Origin of the sequence: Micromonospora sp. H33 (assembly GCF_052068455.1) — a bacterium.
GTDB lineage: Bacteria > Actinomycetota > Actinomycetes > Mycobacteriales > Micromonosporaceae > Micromonospora.
This window is the reverse complement of the sequence record NZ_JBQHDE010000014.1, coordinates 83,385-100,933: the sequence shown is the minus strand read 5'-3', so window position 1 is coordinate 100,933 and position 17,549 is coordinate 83,385. Positions and strand designations below refer to the sequence as shown.

The 17,549-nt window shown below is 75.2% G+C and carries 14 protein-coding genes; 8 read left to right on the top strand and 6 right to left on the bottom strand.

Annotated elements, in window-relative coordinates:
• Nucleotides 1-52 precede the first annotated feature (52 nt).
• Together cydB and ACTMS0_RS24665 are read right to left on the bottom strand one after the other, a co-directional pair.
• Complete coding sequence (gene cydB / locus ACTMS0_RS24670) at nucleotides 53-1,051, bottom strand: cytochrome d ubiquinol oxidase subunit II (RefSeq protein WP_441157632.1); 999 nt, start codon at nucleotides 1,049-1,051, stop codon at nucleotides 53-55.
• 13 nt (nucleotides 1,052-1,064) lie between these two features.
• Nucleotides 1,065-2,477: a cytochrome ubiquinol oxidase subunit I gene (locus ACTMS0_RS24665; RefSeq protein WP_441157631.1), complete on the bottom strand. Its 1,413-nt coding sequence runs from the start codon at nucleotides 2,475-2,477 to the stop codon at nucleotides 1,065-1,067.
• A 190-nt stretch (nucleotides 2,478-2,667) separates the two neighbouring features.
• Here ACTMS0_RS24665 and ACTMS0_RS24660 point away from each other — a divergent pair, with 190 nt between their 5' ends.
• On the top strand, nucleotides 2,668-3,432 hold the full coding sequence (locus ACTMS0_RS24660; RefSeq protein WP_441157630.1) for a lysophospholipid acyltransferase family protein: 765 nt from the start codon (nucleotides 2,668-2,670) through the stop codon (nucleotides 3,430-3,432).
• A gap of 16 nt (nucleotides 3,433-3,448) precedes the next feature.
• On the opposite strand, the gene ACTMS0_RS24655 is transcribed toward ACTMS0_RS24660, so the two are convergent.
• Genes ACTMS0_RS24655 through ACTMS0_RS24645 form a run of 3 tightly spaced genes read right to left on the bottom strand, consistent with a single transcriptional unit; the run spans nucleotide 3,449 to nucleotide 6,158 of the window.
• The gene (locus tag ACTMS0_RS24655; RefSeq protein ID WP_441157629.1) at nucleotides 3,449-3,802 is read right to left on the bottom strand and encodes a hypothetical protein; all 354 of its coding nucleotides are present in this window, start codon (nucleotides 3,800-3,802) and stop codon (nucleotides 3,449-3,451) included.
• A 9-nt stretch (nucleotides 3,803-3,811) separates the two neighbouring features.
• Entirely contained in the window at nucleotides 3,812-5,485 is a 1,674-nt protein-coding gene (locus ACTMS0_RS24650) for a hypothetical protein (protein ID WP_441157628.1), read from the bottom strand.
• 1 nt (nucleotide 5,486) lies between these two features.
• Nucleotides 5,487-6,158: a hypothetical protein gene (locus ACTMS0_RS24645; protein ID WP_441157627.1), complete on the bottom strand. Its 672-nt coding sequence runs from the start codon at nucleotides 6,156-6,158 to the stop codon at nucleotides 5,487-5,489.
• Nucleotides 6,159-6,278: 120 nt separating this feature from the next.
• Here ACTMS0_RS24645 and ACTMS0_RS24640 point away from each other — a divergent pair, with 120 nt between their 5' ends.
• The 7 genes from ACTMS0_RS24640 (at nucleotide 6,279) to ACTMS0_RS24610 (ending at nucleotide 17,055) form a co-directional block, all read left to right on the top strand.
• Nucleotides 6,279-7,049 carry a glycerophosphodiester phosphodiesterase gene (locus tag ACTMS0_RS24640; RefSeq protein WP_441157626.1) on the top strand — a complete coding sequence of 257 codons (771 nt, stop codon included), beginning with the start codon at nucleotides 6,279-6,281 and terminating at the stop codon, nucleotides 7,047-7,049.
• 17 nt (nucleotides 7,050-7,066) lie between these two features.
• Nucleotides 7,067-8,470: an MFS transporter gene (locus ACTMS0_RS24635; protein ID WP_441157625.1), complete on the top strand. Its 1,404-nt coding sequence runs from the start codon at nucleotides 7,067-7,069 to the stop codon at nucleotides 8,468-8,470.
• A 112-nt stretch (nucleotides 8,471-8,582) separates the two neighbouring features.
• Nucleotides 8,583-9,293, top strand: a complete 711-nt coding sequence (locus ACTMS0_RS24630; protein WP_441157624.1) for a thymidine kinase — start codon at nucleotides 8,583-8,585, stop codon at nucleotides 9,291-9,293.
• Nucleotides 9,294-9,444: 151 nt separating this feature from the next.
• Nucleotides 9,445-12,636 (top strand): FtsX-like permease family protein, encoded by a 3,192-nt coding sequence (locus ACTMS0_RS24625; protein ID WP_441157623.1) that lies wholly within the window; start codon nucleotides 9,445-9,447, stop codon nucleotides 12,634-12,636.
• Nucleotides 12,633-15,386 carry an FtsX-like permease family protein gene (locus ACTMS0_RS24620; protein ID WP_441157622.1) on the top strand — a complete coding sequence of 918 codons (2,754 nt, stop codon included), beginning with the start codon at nucleotides 12,633-12,635 and terminating at the stop codon, nucleotides 15,384-15,386. The genes ACTMS0_RS24625 and ACTMS0_RS24620 overlap by 4 nt, the downstream gene beginning before the upstream one ends.
• Nucleotides 15,383-16,360: an ABC transporter ATP-binding protein gene (locus ACTMS0_RS24615; RefSeq protein WP_441157621.1), complete on the top strand. Its 978-nt coding sequence runs from the start codon at nucleotides 15,383-15,385 to the stop codon at nucleotides 16,358-16,360. Before ACTMS0_RS24620 ends, ACTMS0_RS24615 begins: the two co-directional genes overlap by 4 nt.
• Nucleotides 16,357-17,055, top strand: a complete 699-nt coding sequence (locus ACTMS0_RS24610) for an ABC transporter ATP-binding protein (protein ID WP_441157620.1) — start codon at nucleotides 16,357-16,359, stop codon at nucleotides 17,053-17,055. The genes ACTMS0_RS24615 and ACTMS0_RS24610 overlap by 4 nt, the downstream gene beginning before the upstream one ends.
• A 4-nt stretch (nucleotides 17,056-17,059) precedes the next feature.
• Here the strand turns inward: ACTMS0_RS24610 and ACTMS0_RS24605 are convergent, their stop codons facing one another.
• Entirely contained in the window at nucleotides 17,060-17,518 is a 459-nt protein-coding gene (locus ACTMS0_RS24605; protein ID WP_441157619.1) for an Rv0361 family membrane protein, read from the bottom strand.
• Nucleotides 17,519-17,549: the final 31 nt, after the last annotated feature.

Below are 17,549 nucleotides of genomic sequence, written 5' to 3'. Positions count from 1 at the left end.
TGGCCCGCCGAAAGCGGCGGGCCACGAGCGGGAGCGGGCCACGAGGCGTGGGTCAGTGCTGCGGGATGTGGGCCACCCCGATGCGCTTGCGGAACACCCAGTACGTCCAGCCCTGGTAGGCCAGCACGACCGGGGTGAAGACCACCGCCACCCAGGTCATGATCTTCAGGGTGTAGGGGGTGGAGGCGGCGTTGGCCGCGGTCAGCGTGCCGGCGGCGTCCAGCGTGGAGGGCAGGACGTTCGGGAACAGCGCGGCGAACAGGGTCGCCACGGCCAGGCCGATCGCCACGGCGGTGCCGGTGAAGGCCCAGCCCTCCCGGCGTACCCGGGCGGCGGCGAGCCCACCGACCAGGGCGAGGGCCGCGCCGACGGCGAGCACGACGGCGGCCGCGCTGGAGCGGATGGTCAGCGTCCAGGTGAGGAACGCGACCGCGAGCACGGCGGTGGCCACGCCGAGGCGCACCGCGAGGGCGCCGGCCCGCTCGCGGATGTCGCCGACGGTCTTCAGGGCGACGAACACGGCGCCGTGGGTGAGGAACAGGGCGAGCGTGGTGGCGCCGCCGAGCAGGGCGTACGGGTGGAGCAGGTCGAGCAGCCCGCCGGCGTACTCGTGGTCGGCGGTCAGCGGTACGCCGCGCAGGATGTTGGCGAACGCGACGCCCCACAGGACCGCCGGCAGCAGGGAGCCCCAGAAGATCGCCCGGTCCCAGCGGCGCTTCCAGGCCGCCTCGGGGCGCTTGTGGCGGTACTCGAAGGCGACGCCGCGGGCGATCAGCGCGAGCAGGATGAGCAGCAGCGGCAGGTAGAAGCCGGAGAACAGGGTGGCGTACCACTCGGGGAAGGCGGCGAACATGGCGCCGCCGGCGGTGATCAGCCACACCTCGTTGCCGTCCCAGACCGGGCCGATGGTGTTGATGAGGACGCGGCGCTCGCGGTCGTCGCGGCCGAGGACGGGCAGCAGCATGCCGACGCCGAAGTCGAAGCCTTCGAGGATGAAGTAGCCGGTGAAGAGGACGGCGACGAGGAGAAACCAGACGGTCGTCAGTTCCACGTGGGGCTCCGGGTCAGTAGGCGAAGGCGAGCGGGCGGTCGGCGTCGTCGGTGTCGTCGGGTTCGGGCGCCGGGGTCAGGTCGGGTACGCCAGCCCTGGCGTAGCGGACGAGCAGCTTGAACTCGACGACGGCGAGGGTGGCGTAGAGGAGGGTGAAGGCGGTGAACGAGGTGAGGACCTCGGCCAGCGACACGCTGCGGGAGACGCCGTCGCGGGTGAGCATCTCGCCGAAGACGATCCACGGCTGGCGGCCCATCTCGGTGAAGATCCAGCCGAAGGAGTTGGCCACCAGGGGCAGCAGCGGCATGACCAGGCCGGCGCGCAGCAGCCACCGGCTGGTGGGGGTGCGGCCCTTGCGGTGGGTCCACAGCACCAGCAGGGCGATCGCGGCGGCGGCCAGCCCGAAGGCGATCATGAAGCGGAAGCTCCAGTAGGTGATCGGGATGATCGGGGTGTAGCTGCCGGCGCCGTACTGGGCGGTGTACTGCGCCTGCAGGTCGTTGATGCCCTGGACGGTGCCGTTGGGGTCGCCGGTGCCGAGGTACGACAGCAGGTACGGGATCTTGAGGGCGAACAGTTCCCGGGTGCCGTCGAGGCTGCCGACGGTGAGGACGGAGAACGAGGCGGGGCTCTCCGTGGTGTACAGGCCCTCGGCGGCGGCCATCTTCATCGGCTGCACCTGGGTCATGATCTTGCCCTGGATGTCGCCGGTGATGACGACCGCGGCGGCCGCGACCAGCGTCACCCAGGACCCGAACTTCGCCGCGAACCGGTACGCGGGGATGTCGGCGGAGCCACGGTTGCGGATCAGGTGCCACAGGGCCACGGCCACCAGCAGCGACCCGGCGACGAGGAACGCGCCGGCGATCGTGTGCGGGACGGTGATCAGGGCGACCTTGTTGGTGAGCACGGCGACGAAGTCGGTCAGTTCGGCCCGGCCGGACTCGGGATTGACGCGGTAGCCCACCGGGTTCTGCATGAACGAGTTCGCGGCGAGGATGAAGTACGCCGACAGGTTGGTGCCGATGGCGGCGGCCCAGATGCTGGCCAGGTGCAGCCGCTTGGGCAGCCGGTCCCAACCGAAGATCCACAGGCCGATGAAGGTGGACTCGAGGAAGAACGCGACCAGCGCCTCGATGGCGAGGAACGAGCCGAAGACATCGCCGACGAAGCGGGAGTAGTCGCTCCAGTTCATGCCGAACTGGAACTCCTGCACGATGCCGGTGACCACGCCCATCGCGAAGTTGATCAGGAAGAGCTTGCCGTAGAACTTGGTGAGCTTGAGGTACTTCTCGTCGCCGGTGCGGTGCCACAGCGTCTGGAGGATCGCGACCAGCACGGACAGGCCGATGGTCAGCGGTACGAAGAGGAAGTGGTAGACGGTGGTGACACCGAACTGCCAGCGGGCGACGTCCAACGCGTCCACCTGGAAACCCCCAGCCAAAGCGTACTACGAGACGTAGTAAATACTACTGCCCGTCGTAGAGGATTCGGCAGGGCCGAGGGTCCCGAACCGGCCCGGGACCAATGACCTTGATCACCCCGGCCGCCCGACGCGGTGAGGGCCCGCCCCGCTCCCCCGCGCCGACGCCCGCGCGTGCGACCATTGCGCGCTGATGGACACCGCCACCTGGCAGCCGCCGCTGATCTGGCGCGCCGCCCAGCTGCTCGCCCGCCTCGTCGTCGGGCTCCTCGCCCGCCTCGAGGTCACCGGGAGCGTCCCCGCGTACCTGCGGCGCGGGCCGCTGATCCTGGCCGCCAACCACATCAGCCCGTTTGACCCGGTGGTGATGGCGGCCGCCTGCCGGGCCGTCGGGGTCTCCCCCCGGATCATGGCCACCGGCGGGCTGTTCCGCGCTCCGGTCGTGGGACCGGCCATGCGCCACGCCGGGCACATCCGGGTCGAGCGCGGCACCAGCGGGGTACACAGGGCACTCGACGACGCCGCCGCCGCGGTCGCCGGCGGCTCCGCGATCCTCGTCTATCCCGAGGGCCGCATCGGGCTGGACCCCGGGCTGTGGCCGGAGCGGGGCAAGACCGGCGCCGCCCGGCTGGCCCTCGCCTGCGGCGCGCCGGTCGTCCCCGTCGCCCAGTGGGGCTCCCACGAGGTGCTGCCCTACCGGGCCCCCAAGGGGCTGCTGAAGGGCGTCGCCCGGGCGATGGTGCGCCGCCCGGTCGTCCGGGTGCACTTCGGCGAGCCGATCGACCTCGGCGACCTCGCCCACGGCACGCCGGGCGCCGCCCGCCGCGGCACCGACCGGATCATCGACGCGATCACCGACAGCCTGGCGCCGCTGCGGCCGGACGAGCCCGACCGGCCCCGCCACGTCGACCCCGGCCGGCCCGCCGACACCAGCCGCTCCCACCGCCGCCGCCGCTGACCCGCAGGCGGAACGCTCAGGCCGCCTGGAGCGCCTTGATCACCTCGGTCACGGCCGCCGCGACCGGCGCGACCGGCGCGGCGAGGGCGGCGAGGCGGTGCAGAAGCGCCTCCACCCGCGCCGGCTGAGGATCCGGGCGGGACAACTCGTCGCGCACCTGCGCCGCGACGCCCACCGCCGGCTCCGGCAGGTCACCGCGGTGCCGGTCGACCACCTCGACCAGCTGCCGCACCAGCGCGGCCACGTCGACCGCCGCCGGCGCCGTGGCGCGCAGGCTCCCCCCGGACGCGTACGCCCCGGGACCGACCGCCTGGTTGCCGACCTGGCTGACCCCGCCCGACTGCTGGATCCCGTAGTTGATCTCCGACATGCCACTCCTTCACTCCTCGCCGGGCCGCCTGCCCCGTGGGGGCTCCGCGCCCGTCCGCTGCTCGGCCCGGGCGCCCCGGCCGACCGCCTGGTTGCCCACCACGCTGAGCCCGCCGGTCTGGATGACGCCCTGGTTGAGGATCGTGGTCTGCCGGGTGCGGAACTCGGCGGTGTCGATGCCCCGCTCGTCGAGGAAGTCCAGGATGGCGGCGAGGACGTGCCGCTCGACCACCTTGAGGTGCTTCGCCGCGTCGAGCACCTGGAAGTAGTTGTGGTACGAGGCGCCGGAGGACAGTTCCCGCACCCCGACCCGGGCGCCGTAGTCATGGCCCAGATCCTCGTCCGCGAGCCGCCGCAGCCGCGCCTGCCGCCGCTCCCGCCCCACGCTGCGGCCCACGTCCCGCAGCAGCCGCAGCGGCGCGCCCAGCGCCGTCGGCAGCAGCCGCTCGGTCGCCGTGGCCAGCAACTGCACCAGCTGGCTGCCCGGCAGCCACTCGGTCAGCCGGTCCACGTCGTGGTAACGCTGGCGCGGCGGCTCCAGCACCGTCCGCGCGCACTCCAGGTAGAGCAGCCGTCCGTCGGTGGAGAAGTGCAGGAAGGTGCTGGCCACCACCTCGCCGCCCCAGGACGGCACCACCGCGCACAGGTAGTGCCGGGCGGCGCCGCGCGGCTGGCCGGCCACCTCCCGCACCTGCGCCTCGGTGAACTGCTGGCGGGGCATCCGGTCGCGGCGCGGCAGCAGCCGCGGGTCACCGGTCAGCAGGTCGCCGCAGACGAACACCCGGTCCTGCAGGTGCAGGTCGGCCAGCCGGTCGTCGGCGACGTCGCTCGACGGGTCGGCGCGGATCGCGGCGAGCCGGGCGCGGACGTGGTCGATCAGCTCGACGACGGTGAACGTCGCCGCGTCCTCCGGCTCGGCGGGCATCCGACGCGGGGCGGGCAGGATCGGCAGGGCGAACGCCCAGCCCGCCACGGGAGTGCCGTGCCCGACGAACGGGGCGTACCCGCCGTAGACGGTGACGTTGCCGCACTGCGCGTCGGCGACGGCGGCCAGGCGCGCGGCGTACGGGCCGGGACGCGTCTCCACCGGCCCCGGCCGGAACCGGCCGGGGCGCAGCCGCGTCACCAGCAGCCGGCGGGTTCCCGCCAGGTGCAGCAGCAGCACGAGCCACGCCAGCGCTCCCGCCGGCAGCGCCAGCCACGGCCGGCCCACCAGCCAGCCCGGCATCGCTCCCTCGGTGTCCCGGGTCGCGTCGATCTGCACGAGCAGCAGCAGGGCGAACAGACCCACCGACACCATCGCCGCCAGCGGCCCCCACGGCCCCTGCCGGGTCGGCCGGAACGGAACCAGGGAACCGCCGAACGTCATCGTGACGGCGGCCAGCGTCGTCCACAGTGGCGACAGCAGCAGCGCCGCCCCGCCGAACACGAGCACCCCGACGTCGCGGCTGCGGCGCCGGCGCCGCGCCGCCAGGCAGTGCCGCAGCACCGGGTCCAGGTCGAACCCCACCGACGGGGCGACCGCCCGCAGGTCGTCGTCGAGGACCTCGGCCACCACCCGGTCGGCGAACGCCTCGTCGGTGTGCGCGGCCACGCACAGGTAGCGGGTGGCCTCGCTGCCCGTCTCCGGGTCGGCGGCCGGGGTCGCCCCGGCCTCGGGACCGACGCTCTGGCGCAGCACCATGTCACGCACCTCCGGTCCGGTCGTCGCTCGGGATGGCCCGTCGGGCCACGGCGGGGCCCAGCCACGCCACCAGCAGACCGACGACGAAGCCGCAGGTCACCGCCGCCGACACGGCGCCGCGCAGGTACCCGCCGCTGCCGCGGTAGGACAGGTCGGTGCCGAGCACCACGTGCAGCAGCAACGCCGCCACAGCGGCCAGGGCCGCGCCCAGCACCGCGGCACCGACCTGGCCGAGCACCCGGTGCAGGCCCGGCGGGGCGGGCGAGGCGGCCAGGCGGCGCAGCAGCACCACGGTGAGGACCACGAACAGCACGGTGCGGGTGTTCTCCACCACGAACCACCACGCCGCGCCGTCCGGAACGTCCCACAGGTTCCACGCCGGCCAGGTCAGCCCCACCAGCACCGTCTCGGCCGCCACCCCGAACAGCCCGGCCAGGCCCTCGCCGTCGGACAGGTCATAGCGCCACTCGACAGCCTGGCCGGCGACCCACGGGTTGCCGGCCAGCAGGACCAGCCCCAGCAGCACCCGCGCCTCGGCCGGGAACCGGGGTGGCCGCGTCGCGACCGGTGGGGTGACCCGATGCGGCAGCGGATCCAACGGGTCGACGGTGAGCAGCGCCGGCGAGGGCGGCGCGTCGGTGTCCCGGATCGGCCGGGCAGGCATCCACGGCATCACCCCGCCATGGTGCGCGACCCCCGGCGCGACATGATCGTCACTGTCCGACATCCGGCAGAGCCGATCGGCCGCACACCGGTCACCCACGCGCCACCCGCGCCCGGCATACTGCCTCGCGTGCTGACCGGCCTGCACCCCTACCTCGACGCGCCCGCGCCCCTCGCCTTCGCCCACCGCGGCGGCGCCGCCGACGGCGACGAGAACACCGCCGCGGCGTTCGCCCGCGCCATCGACCTCGGCTACCGGTACGTCGAGACCGACGTGCACGCCACCACCGACGGCGTGGCGGTGATCTTCCACGACGCCACCCTGCGGCGGGTCACCGGCGAGACCGGACGCATCGCCGACCTGCGCTGGGCCGACCTGGCGACGGTGCGCATCGGCGGGGCGGCCGTGGTGCCGCGCCTGGACGAGGTGCTCGACGCGTGGCCGCAGGTACGGTTCAACGTCGACGTCAAGGCCGACCGGGGCGTCGAGCCGGCGGTGGCGAGCGTGACCCGGGCCGGCGCCGGCGACCGGGTGCTGCTGGCGTCGTTCAGCGACGCACGGCTGGCCCGGATGCGGGCCCTCACCGAGGGGCGGGTGGCCACCAGCCTCGGCATGCGCGGCGTCGCCCGGCTGCGCATGGCGTCACTGACCGGCCGGCCGCTGCGGCTGCCGGAGTCGGTGGTCGCCGCGCAGGTGCCGGTGCGGTACGGGCGGGTGCGGGTGACCGACCGGCGGTTCCTCGCCTACTGCCACCGCATCGGGCTTCAGGTGCATGTCTGGACGATCGACGAACCTGCCGAAATGCACGAGTTACTGGACCTCGGCGTGGATGGCATCATGACCGATCACGTCGGCGTGCTGCGCGACGTCTACCGCAGCCGCGGCCACTGGGCCGCCTGACCCCGCCCGAGGACGCCATGGCCACCACCGCCACCCCCATCGTCGAGGACGTCCCCGCCCCGTCGAGCACCCGCCGGGAACGCACCGGCTGGTACTTCTACGACTGGGCGATGTCGGCGTTCTCCACCACCGTCATCACCGTGTTCCTCGGGCCGTTCCTCACCACGGTCACCAAGCTGGCCGCCGGCTGCGAGCTGGGCGCGGACACCTGCTCCGGGTACGTGTACCCGCTGGGGATCAAGGTGGCGGCCGGGTCGTACTTCCCGTACCTGGTGTCGCTGTCGGTGTTCCTCACCGTGTTCGTGCTGCCGGTCGTCGGCGCGGTGGCCGACCGGTCGGCGCACAAGAAGCGGCTGTTGGCCGCGATGGCGTTCATCGGTGCCGGCGCGACCGTCGGCATGCTCTTCGTCACCGGCGACCGGTACCTGCTGGGCGGGGCGCTGTTCCTGGTCGCCAACATCGCCTTCGGCGCCGGCGTGGTCGTCTACAACTCGTTCCTGCCCCTGCTCGGCGGCCCCGACGACCGCGACGGCATCTCCAGCCGGGGCTGGGCGCTGGGCTACCTCGGCGGTGGCCTGCTGCTGGCGGTGAACCTGGTCGCCGTCACCATGCTCGGCGAGGAGGGCAACGACCAGCGCACCCTGGACCTGGCACGCTGGTCGATCGTGTCGGCCGGGCTGTGGTGGGCGGTGTTCACCCTGGTGCCGCTGCGCTGGCTGCGCGAACATCCCACCGCTGTCGCGCTCGCCGGCCTGCGCAACCGCAGGGGCAACCCGCTCACCGACGGGTTCCGGCAGCTCGGGCGTACGCTGCGCCAGCTGAAGGCGTACCCGCTGACGCTGTTCTTCCTGCTGGCGTTCCTCGTCTACAACGACGGCATCCAGACCGTGATCGCGCTGGCCAGCCAGTACGGCACCGAGGAGCTGCGGCTGGGGCAGAGCACGCTGATCGTCACCATCCTGCTGGTGCAGTTCCTCGCCTTCGGCGGGGCGTTGCTGCTCGGCGCGCTCGCCAAGCGCATCGGCGCGTGGAAGACGGTCCTGCTGAGCCTGGTGCTGTGGACCGGCGTGATCCTCGCCGCGTTCCGGCTGCCCGCCGAGTCGCCGCTGCCGTTCATGGCCCTCGGCGCGGCCATCGGCCTGGTGCTCGGCGGCAGCCAGGCGCTGAGCCGGTCGCTGTTCAGCCAGCTCATCCCCGCCGGCCGGGAGGGCGAGTACTACGGCTTCTACGAGATCAGCGACAAGGGCACCAGCTGGCTCGGCCCGCTGGCGTTCGGGCTGGTGTTCCAGCTCGCCAACTCGTACCGGGTGGGCCTGGTCTCGCTCCTGATCTTCTTCGTCGTCGGGTTCGTGCTGCTGCTGGCCGTGCCGATGCGCCGGGCGATCCTGGCCGCCGGCAACACCCCGCCCCGGGTGCTCTGAGCCGGTCCGCGCCGGCCGACGCCGGTCAACGCCGCCGACGCCGGTCAACGCCGGCCGGTCTGCCGATCATGCCGCCCGGGTGACGGTGGTCGATGGACTAGGCTGCCCGACCGTGACCGACGACGCCGCTGCCCCGATCTGCCTGGCGCGCCCGCTGCCGGGCCCTGACGAGCACCCCGCCGGCTGCGCCGCCGCCCGCGGCGTCGACGGACGCCCGCTGCACGCCGCGGCGCTGCGGTTCTACTGGGGGCCCATGGACTGCGGCAAGTCCACGATGGCCCTCCAGATGAACTACAACCACGCCCGGCAGGGCCGCCGGGGCCTGGTCACCACCCGCATCGACCGGTCGCTCGGCCCGCAGGTCACCACCCGGATCGGGCTGGCCCACGAGGCGATCGAGGTCACCGACGACCTGGACCTGCGCACCCTGGTGCGCGACACGTGGGCCGAGGGTGTCCGCGTCGACTACCTCATCTGCGACGAGGCGAGCTTCTACAGCGTCGCGCACGTCGAGCAGATGGCCGACCTCGTCGACAGCTACGACGTGGACGTGTACGCGTTCGGCCTGGCCACCGACTTCCGGTCGTGCCTGTTCCCCGCCGTGCAGCGGCTGTTCGAGCTCGCCGACTCGGTGGCCCGCATCCAGGTCGAGGTGCTGTGCTGGTGCGGCCGGGAGGGGCTGCTCAACGCCCGTGTCGTCGACGGCCGGGTGGCCCGCGAGGGCGCCCAGGTCGTCATCGGCGACACGGTGGAGTCCGCGGAGGTCCGCTACCAGGTGCTCTGCCGCCGCCACTACCGCGCCGGGGAACTCGGCCCCCGCTGACCCCGGGCGCCGCCGCCCGGCGCCGGGGCGGACGGCGTTGGACACGGTTTGATCACGGCGCGAACCTTTCCGGGACCCTCGCCCCTCTCTCACGCACGACGGGACGGCGACCGGCGCCGCCCCGCTCTGCGCGTACGGGGGACAGCACGACATGAGGCTCGCGTTGCGACGCGCCCGCGGGGCCAGGGGACTGCTCCTCGCGGCGTCCGGGGCGACCCTGGTGGCCACCGCCGCCCTCACCGGCCTCGCCGCCTACAACGACGACGTCGTCGCCTCCGGCACCGCCAGCGTCCTGGCCGAGGCCACCGCCGAGGAACGGTCGATCCTGGTCCGCGGCCCGGCCGGCGGCACCGCCGAGGCCCTACGGGATCGGGACGCCGCCCTGCGGGAGCACGTCACCGCGGAGCTGCCCGACCTGGATCCGACGGTGACCGCCGCCGGGTACGCCGCCGGCCGGCAGTTGCGCGGCGACACCGGCTCCGCGGTCGGCGACTCGGGCGGCACCGTGTACGCGTCGGTGATGTTCCTCGACGACCTGGCCGCGCACGCCCGGCTCACCGCCGGCGCCTGGCCGCAGCCGGGCACCGGCCCGGTGCAGGCCGCCCTCGCCGCGCCCGCCGCCGCCGTGCTGGGCGTCGAGGTCGGCGACCGGGTGCCGGTCACCGACGGGTTCACCGGCCGGGTCACCAAGGTCACCGTGGTGGGTCTCTTCACGCCCGTCGACCCGGCCGACACCTACTGGCGGCTGGCACCCGAGGTGGCCACCGGCACCCTGCCCCAGTCGGCCACGTACGGCCCGTTCACCCTGCACCGCGACGACTTCCTCGCCGGTTTCCGCACCAACGCCTCCGCCGGGTGGCTGGTCGAGCCGGACCTGAGCGGCGTCACCGGGGGCGCCGCCCTGGACCGGCTCGCCGCCGGCGCGGCCCGGGTCGCCGCCACCGCGCCCCGCGAGGCCGGCCTCGGCGACGCGGGGACCGCCATCACCACCCTCGACGACCTGGTGCAGCGCCTGCAACGGGCCACCCTGGTCGGGCGGTCCGCCCTGGTCACGCCCATGCTGCTGGTGGTGGTGCTCGGCGGGTACGCGCTGCTGCTGGTCGCGCTGCTGCTCACCGAGCACCGCCGAGCGGAGACGGCGCTGCTGCGCGCCCGGGGCGCCGCCCGCGCCCAGCTCGCCGGGCTCGCCGCCCGGGAGGCCGCGCTGGTCGTCCTGCCCGCCGCCGTGCTCGCGCCCCCGCTGGCCGCGCAACTGCTCGCGTACGCGGAACGGGTGCCCGCCCTGGCGGCGGTGTCGGCGGGGCCGGGCGGCACCCTGACCGGCGCGCTGTGGCTGGTCGCGGCCCTCGCCGCCGCCGGCTGCCTGCTGGCCATGCTGGTGCCCAGCCTGCGCGGCGGCGGCACCTACGTCGCGGACCTGGCCAGCCGGTCGCGGCCCAGCCGCCGTGGCCTGGTGCAGCGCGCCGGTGTCGATGTCGTGCTGGTGGCGCTGGCCGTGCTGAGCTGGTACCAGCTGCGCCAGTACTCGTCACCGCTGTCCCGCAGCCGCTCCGGCGCCCTGGACGTGGACCCGCTGCTGGCCGCCGCGCCCACGATCGGCGTGCTGGCCGGCGCGGTGCTCGCCCTGCGGCTGCTGCCGCCGCTGACCCGACTGGCCGAGCGGTGGGTGGACCGCAAGCCGTGGACCGCCACCATCCTCGGCACCTGGCAGGCGGGCCGCCGCCCGCACGCCGGCCCGGTGCTGCTGCTCGCCCTCGCCGTGGCCGTCGGCACCCTCGCCTGGTGCCTCGCCGCCACGTCCCAGCGGTCCCTCACCGACCAGGCCGAACACGAGGTCGGCGCGGACCTGCGGCTGACCGAGTCCAGCATCGCCGCCCCCGACGACCGGGCCGACCAGATCGCCACGCTGCCCGGCACCGCTCTGGCCGCGTGGCGGGAGGCGCTGCGGCTGGGACCGGCGGCCGAGCCGGCGTCCCTCGTCGCCGTCGACGCCCAGGCGGCCTCCGAGGTGGTGCGCCTGCGGTCCGACCTCGCCGACGGCGACGTGTTCGGGCAGCTCGGCGGTGGGCGGGTGACCGCGCCGGCGGTGGAGCTGCCCGCCGGGGCCCGCCGGTTGACCGGGACGCTGCTGACCCGGATCGTCGGCTCCGACCTGGCCGCGTCCGTGCAGACGTACGCCGTGCTGGTCGAGCCGCGCGGCGGTCACCGACGGCTGCCGCTGGGCGCCACCCGCGACGGGGAACCCCGCCGGTTCGCCGTCGACCTGCCCGCCGACGCCGGCCCCCTGCGGCTGGCCGGGTTCACCGTCGACACGGTCGGCGTGCCCGGGCTGCGGCTGGACTGGCGGATCAGCGACCTGCGGGCCGGCGCCGACGGCTCGGCCGGGCAGCCGGTGGACCTCGGCGGGGAGCCGTGGCGGTGGATCGAACGCACCGGCGCCACGGCACCCGCCACCGCGGGCCCGGGCAGCCTGTCCGCCCGGTACGCGCGCACCACCGACGACCTGCCGTTCCTCCACCGGGGCACGGCGGTGCAGATGGCCGTGGTCCGCCCGGCCGCCGCCGACCCGGTGCCGCTGCTGGCCACCCCGCAGGCGCTGGCCGCCCTGCGCGCCGACGTCGGCGACCGCACCCGGCTGTACCTCGGCGGGGCGGAGGTCGACGTCCGCATCGCCGGCACCGTCGACGCCGTACCCGGCAGCACCGCGCCGGCGGCGCTCATGGCCGACCTCCCGTCGCTGAGCACCCTGCTGCTGCACCACCACGGCATCGTCCGCGGGCCGCAGGAGTGGTGGCTGTCCGTCCCGCCGGCCGAGCGGGAGCGGGCCGTGCAGGCGGCCACCGAGCTGGGTGGGCTCACCGTCCACGACCGGCAGGCCGTCGCCGCCGAGCTGGCCCGGGAGCCGTTCGGGGTGGGTGCGCGGGGCGCGCTGTTCGCCGCCGCCCTCGCCGCGGTGCTGCTCGCCGCGGTCGGGGTGGCCGTCGACGTCAGCGCCACCGCCCGCCGCCGCGCCACCGAGCTGGCCGTGCTGCACACCCTCGGCGCCGGGCACCGGCTGGTGGCCCGCTCGCTGCTGGCCGAGCAGGCGCTGCTCGCCGGCCTGGGCGTGCTGGTCGGTCTCGCGGTGGGCATCGGCGTGGCCGCCACCATGGCGCCGCTGGTGATCCTCACCCCGTCGGCGGACCGGCCCACCCCGGAGCCGCTGCTGCAGGTCGACTGGCCGCCGGTGGCCGCGACCGGTGTCGGCCTGCTGCTGCTGGCGTTGGCGTTCAGCGCCAGCGTGTCGGCGACCCTGCGGCGGCGTCTGGCCGCCGGACAGCTGCGGATCGGAGAGGACCGGTGAGCGCCGCCATGCGGCAGGGGAACGACAGGCGGCCGTCGCGGCGGTGGGCCGGCGGCCCGGTCCGGCGGGTGCGGGCCTTCGCGGCGCAGGCCGGCCTGCTCGCCGTGCTCGGGCTGGTCGCGGCCGTGCTGCTCACCGCCGGCCCCCGGATGTCCACCGAGTACGCCGACCGCGGCCTGCGCGCCGACGTGGCGGCGCTGCCGCACCTGATCCGCGACGTCATCATCAGCACCCGGCAGCTGCCCGACGGGGTGGACGGCGCGGTGGCCCAGGCCGGGCACCTCGACCGGCTCGGCACCGCGCTGCCCGCGCCGCTGCCGCGGCTGGTGGACCAGCGGTGGCACTCAGCCACCATCGCCCCGGCCGACTTCACCGCCACCGGCGACGCCCCGCCCATGGACGGCGGCGCTGTCAAGCAGGTCGGCGTGACCGCCCAGACCGGGTTGGCCGAGGCGGTCGACCTGCGCGCCGGCGCGTGGCCGCGTACCGTCGCCGGGCAGCCGGCCCAGGTGGCCCTCTCCGAGCGGGTCGCCGAGGTTTTCGCCCTGAAGCCCGGCGACCGGCTGCGCTTCGCCGGGCGCGGCCCCGCGAGAGGCGATGCGGTGGTCAGCGGGATCTTCGCCCCCCGCCGTGCCACCGACCCGGTGTGGGACGACCTGCGCTACGCCCTCGACCCGTTCGTGCCGGCCGTCGACGGCGAGCCGTTCATCGCGGTCGTCGTGACCGACTCCGCCGGGGCGGCCACGCTGTCGCTGGCCACCGACACGCCGCTGACGTTCAGCTGGCGGTACCGGCTGGACGAGAACCGCCTCGACACGGCGAACCTCGACGCGGTGACCACCGCCGTCACCGAGGCCCGCCGTACGCAGTTCATGCCCGCCTCCACCGTCCAGACCGGGCTGGACACCGCCGGGGTGCGCTTCGCCGCGCAGCTCGCCGCCGTCGGCGCGCTGGTGGCCGTCGTGCAGGCCGGCCTGGTGGCGAGCCTGCTCGGGCTGATCCTGCTCGCCGCGGCCCTGACGGTGCAGCGCCGCCGGGAGGAACTGGCGCTGCTGCGCTCCCGCGGCGCCTCCCTCGCCGCCGTCGCCCGCCGGCTCGCCGCCGAGTCGGTGCTTCTGCAGCCGGCCGCGGTGGCCGCCGGCTGGCTGCTCGGCACCCGCGCGCCCGGCCACGCCGACGGGGTGCCGTGGACGGTGCCGGCCCTCGCCGTGCTCACCACCGCCGTGGTGCCGGTGCTGGCCGTGCTCGCCCAGCGGCGGGTCACCTTCGTCGCCCGGCGGCAGGACCTCACCCGGGCCCGCCCGTCGGCCCGGCGGCTCACCGCCGAGGCGGCGGTGCTGGCCGCCGCCGTCGCCGGGGTGCTGCTGCTGCGCCGGCGCGGACTGGACACCGACGGCGGTGTCGACGCGTACCTGGTCTCGGTGCCGGTGCTGCTGGCCGTCGCGACGGCGCTGGTGGCGCTGCGGCTGCTGCCGTGGCCGCTGCGGCTGGTGGACCGGCTCGCGGCCCGCGCGCGCGGCGCGCTGCTGTTCCTCGGCGCGGCCCGCGCCGGGCGCGGCGCGCCGGTGACCATCGGGCCGCTCGCCGTGCTGATCGTCGCGGTCAGCACCGGCGTGTTCAGCGCGGTCGTCGCGACGACGGTGGACGCCGCCCGGGACCGGGCAGCCGACCTGGCGGTGCCGGCGGACGCGTGGCTGACCGGGTACGCGTTCACGCCCGACGCCGCCGACCGGCTCGCCGGCGTCGACGGGGTGGACGCGGTGGCCCGGGTGTGGACCGAGGCCAACCGGTCGGTGTTGTCCGGCACCGACGCCGATGCCCGAGCGCTCGGCCGGGCCCGGGTGCTGGTGGTCGACGGCCCCGCCTTCGCCCGGGTGGTGCAGCGCAGCGGCGTCGACGTGGACGTGCCGGCCGCGCTGCGGACCGCCGCCCGTGGCGACGGGCCGGTGCCGGCGGTGGTGTCGCCCGCCGTCGCCGCCGACGTGGGCGCCGGCGCCGCCGCCGACGTGCAGAACCGGCTGTACGCGTTCACCGTGGCGCAGGTCGCCGACACGTTCCCCGGCCTGGGCACGGACGTCGAACGGTTCATCGTGCTGCCCTGGCAGGCGCTGCCCGAGTACGCGGAGACGCCGGTGATCCCCAACCGGTTCCTGCTCGCCGGTGCCGACGTCGCCGCGGCGGAGCTGCTGCGGGTCGCCGACGACGTGCAGCGGCAGCGGCAGGAGGCGGTGCTGGGCACGCCGGTCGCCGAGCCGGAGATCCCCGCCGAGCTGGACACCTGGGGCGCGTACCGGGAGGGGTTGGAGCGCACCGGCGCGAACGCGGTGCTCGCGCTGACGTTCGTCCTGGGCGGGGTCGGCGGCACCGCGCTGGCGGTGCTGGCCGTGGGCTTCTCGGTGGTCGCCGACGTCCGGGGCCGCGGCCGGGTGCTGTCGCGGCTGCGGACGATGGGCCTGTCCGTCGGGAACGGCCGCCGGCTGCTGGTGTACGAACTCGTGCCGCTGGTCGGGGTGGCGGCGCTGGCCGGCGGTGCGGTCGGGGTGGCCCTGCCGTGGCTGCTCGGGCAGACCCTGGGCCTGGACACGTTCACCCCGGGGGTGGCGGCGCGGGCCCACCTGGATCCGCTGGTCGTGGGCGGGGTGCTGGCCCTGGTGGTGGTCGGCCTGCTGGCCGGGCTGGCCGTGGAGAATCTGGCGAACCGGCGGATGCGCCTCGGTGAGGTGCTCCGCGTGGGAGAGGAGAACCGATGACGGCGGTCGTCAATGACGCACCTGATCTCGCCACTCTGCAACGGCGGGCGGCGGAACGCGCCGCCGCCCGCGCCGGCGGCGCCGACCGGCTGCGCGGGCACATCGTCTGCGACGGGCTGGTGCGGATCTTCACCACCGAGGGCGTCGAGGTCGTGGCGTTGCAGGGGCTCGACCTGGTGGTCGACCGGGGCGAGCTGCTGGCCATCGTCGGCGCGTCCGGGTCGGGCAAGTCGACCGTGCTGAACATCCTGTCCGGCTTGGACGTGCCGACCGCCGGCATCGCCCGCGTCGCCGGCTACGACCTGCTGACCATGTCGGCGAAGAAGCGACTGCGCTACCGCCGCCACACCGTCGGGTTCGTGTGGCAGCAGACCGGCCGCAACCTGCTGCCGTACCTGACCGCGCGGGAGAACGTCGAGCTGCCGATGCGGCTGGCCGGGCGCGGGCGGGGGCTGCGCCGGCGCGCCGACGAGCTGCTGGACCTGGTCGGGGTGGGCTACTGCGCGGACCGCCGGCCGGGCCAGATGAGCGGCGGCGAGCAGCAGCGCTGCGCGATCGCCGTGGCCGTCGCCAACGACCCGGAGGTGCTGTTCGCCGACGAACCGACCGGTGAGCTGGACGAGGCGACCGCCGGGGAGGTGTTCGCCGCGCTGCGCACCATCAACGCCGAGCTGGGCGTCACGATCGTGGTGGTCACCCACGACCACCAGGTCGCCTCCCAGGTCCGCCGGACCGTCGCGATCCGCGACGGCCGCACCGCCTCGGAGGTACGCCGCTCGGCCCGCGTCGGCGCCGACGGTGTCGAGGAACTGGTCACCGAGGAGTACGCGGTGCTGGACCGGGCCGGCCGCATGCAGCTGCCGGCGGCGTTCGTCGACGCCCTGGCGCTGCGGGACCGGGTGAAGCTGAACCTGGAACTGGACCACGTGCAGGTGCGCCCCGGCGTGGACCCGAAGACGGAGGACAAGTCGTGACCGACGAGCTGGTACGCGTGGCGGGGGTCAGCCGTGACTTCGGCGGCGGCGACCGGGTGGTGCACGCCGTACGCGACGTGTCCTTCACCGCTGGACGCGGGGAGCTGGTGGCCATCCGGGGCCGCTCCGGCGCCGGCAAGACCACCCTGCTCAACCTGATCGGCGGCCTGGACACGCCCACCGCCGGGCGGATCCACGTCGCCGGGCACGAGGTGACGGCCGCCGGCGAGCGGGAACTGTTGGCGCTGCGCCGGGACACCATCGGTTTCGTGTTCCAGTCGTTCGGGCTGATCCCGATCCTGTCCGCCGAGGAGAACGTCGGTGTGCCGATGCGCCTGGCGAGGGTGCCCGCCGCCGAACGGGAGCAGCGGGTGGCGGTGCTGCTGGAGCTGGTCGGCCTCGGCGGGCACGCGGCGCAGCGCCCGTACGAGATGTCCGGCGGGCAGCAGCAGCGGGTGGCGATCGCCCGGGCGCTGGCCAACGACCCGCCGCTGCTGATCGCCGACGAGCCGACCGGCCAGTTGGACTCGGAGACCGGCCGGTCGGTGATGGACCTGCTGCGGGCGCTGGTGCACGCCCGGGGGATGACGGCGCTGGTGGCCACCCACGACCCGACGCTGATGGAGCTGGCCGACCGGGTGCTGGTGCTGCGCGACGGGCGGCTGGTCGAGGCGGGCGAGCCGGTGCCGGCCTGATCCGTCAGTAGGGGTCGCCGCACACCCGCCAGCCGCCGTCCTCCTTCACCACGGTCATCTCCCGCTGCTCGGTCATGCCGCTGTCGCGGGTCAGCCGCACGGTGACCGTGCCCTGGGGGCGGCCCCGGCGGGTGGCGACCGACACGTCGACGATCTCGTAGTCGCTGACCGTCGGCGGGGTGCGGACCCAGCTGGTGAAGCCCAGTTGGCTCCACCGCGTGCGGGCGTCGGCGCACAGCCGGTCGTACGCGCCGTCGGTGTCCCCGGCGGTCACCGACCGCAGGAACCCGTCGGCGGTCTCCCGGACCGGGCCGCTGGCCTGCGTGACCACCTGTAGGTTGCGCGCGCCGAGGCCCGCGACACCGACGCAGCACAGCCCGACGCCGACACCGGCGAACACCAGCCCGGCGCGCACCGTTCGGCGCGGCCGGGCCGGCCGGCTCCACGGCTGCTCAGCGCCCACCTGTCGACCGTAGGCAACGGGCCGGTCCGCG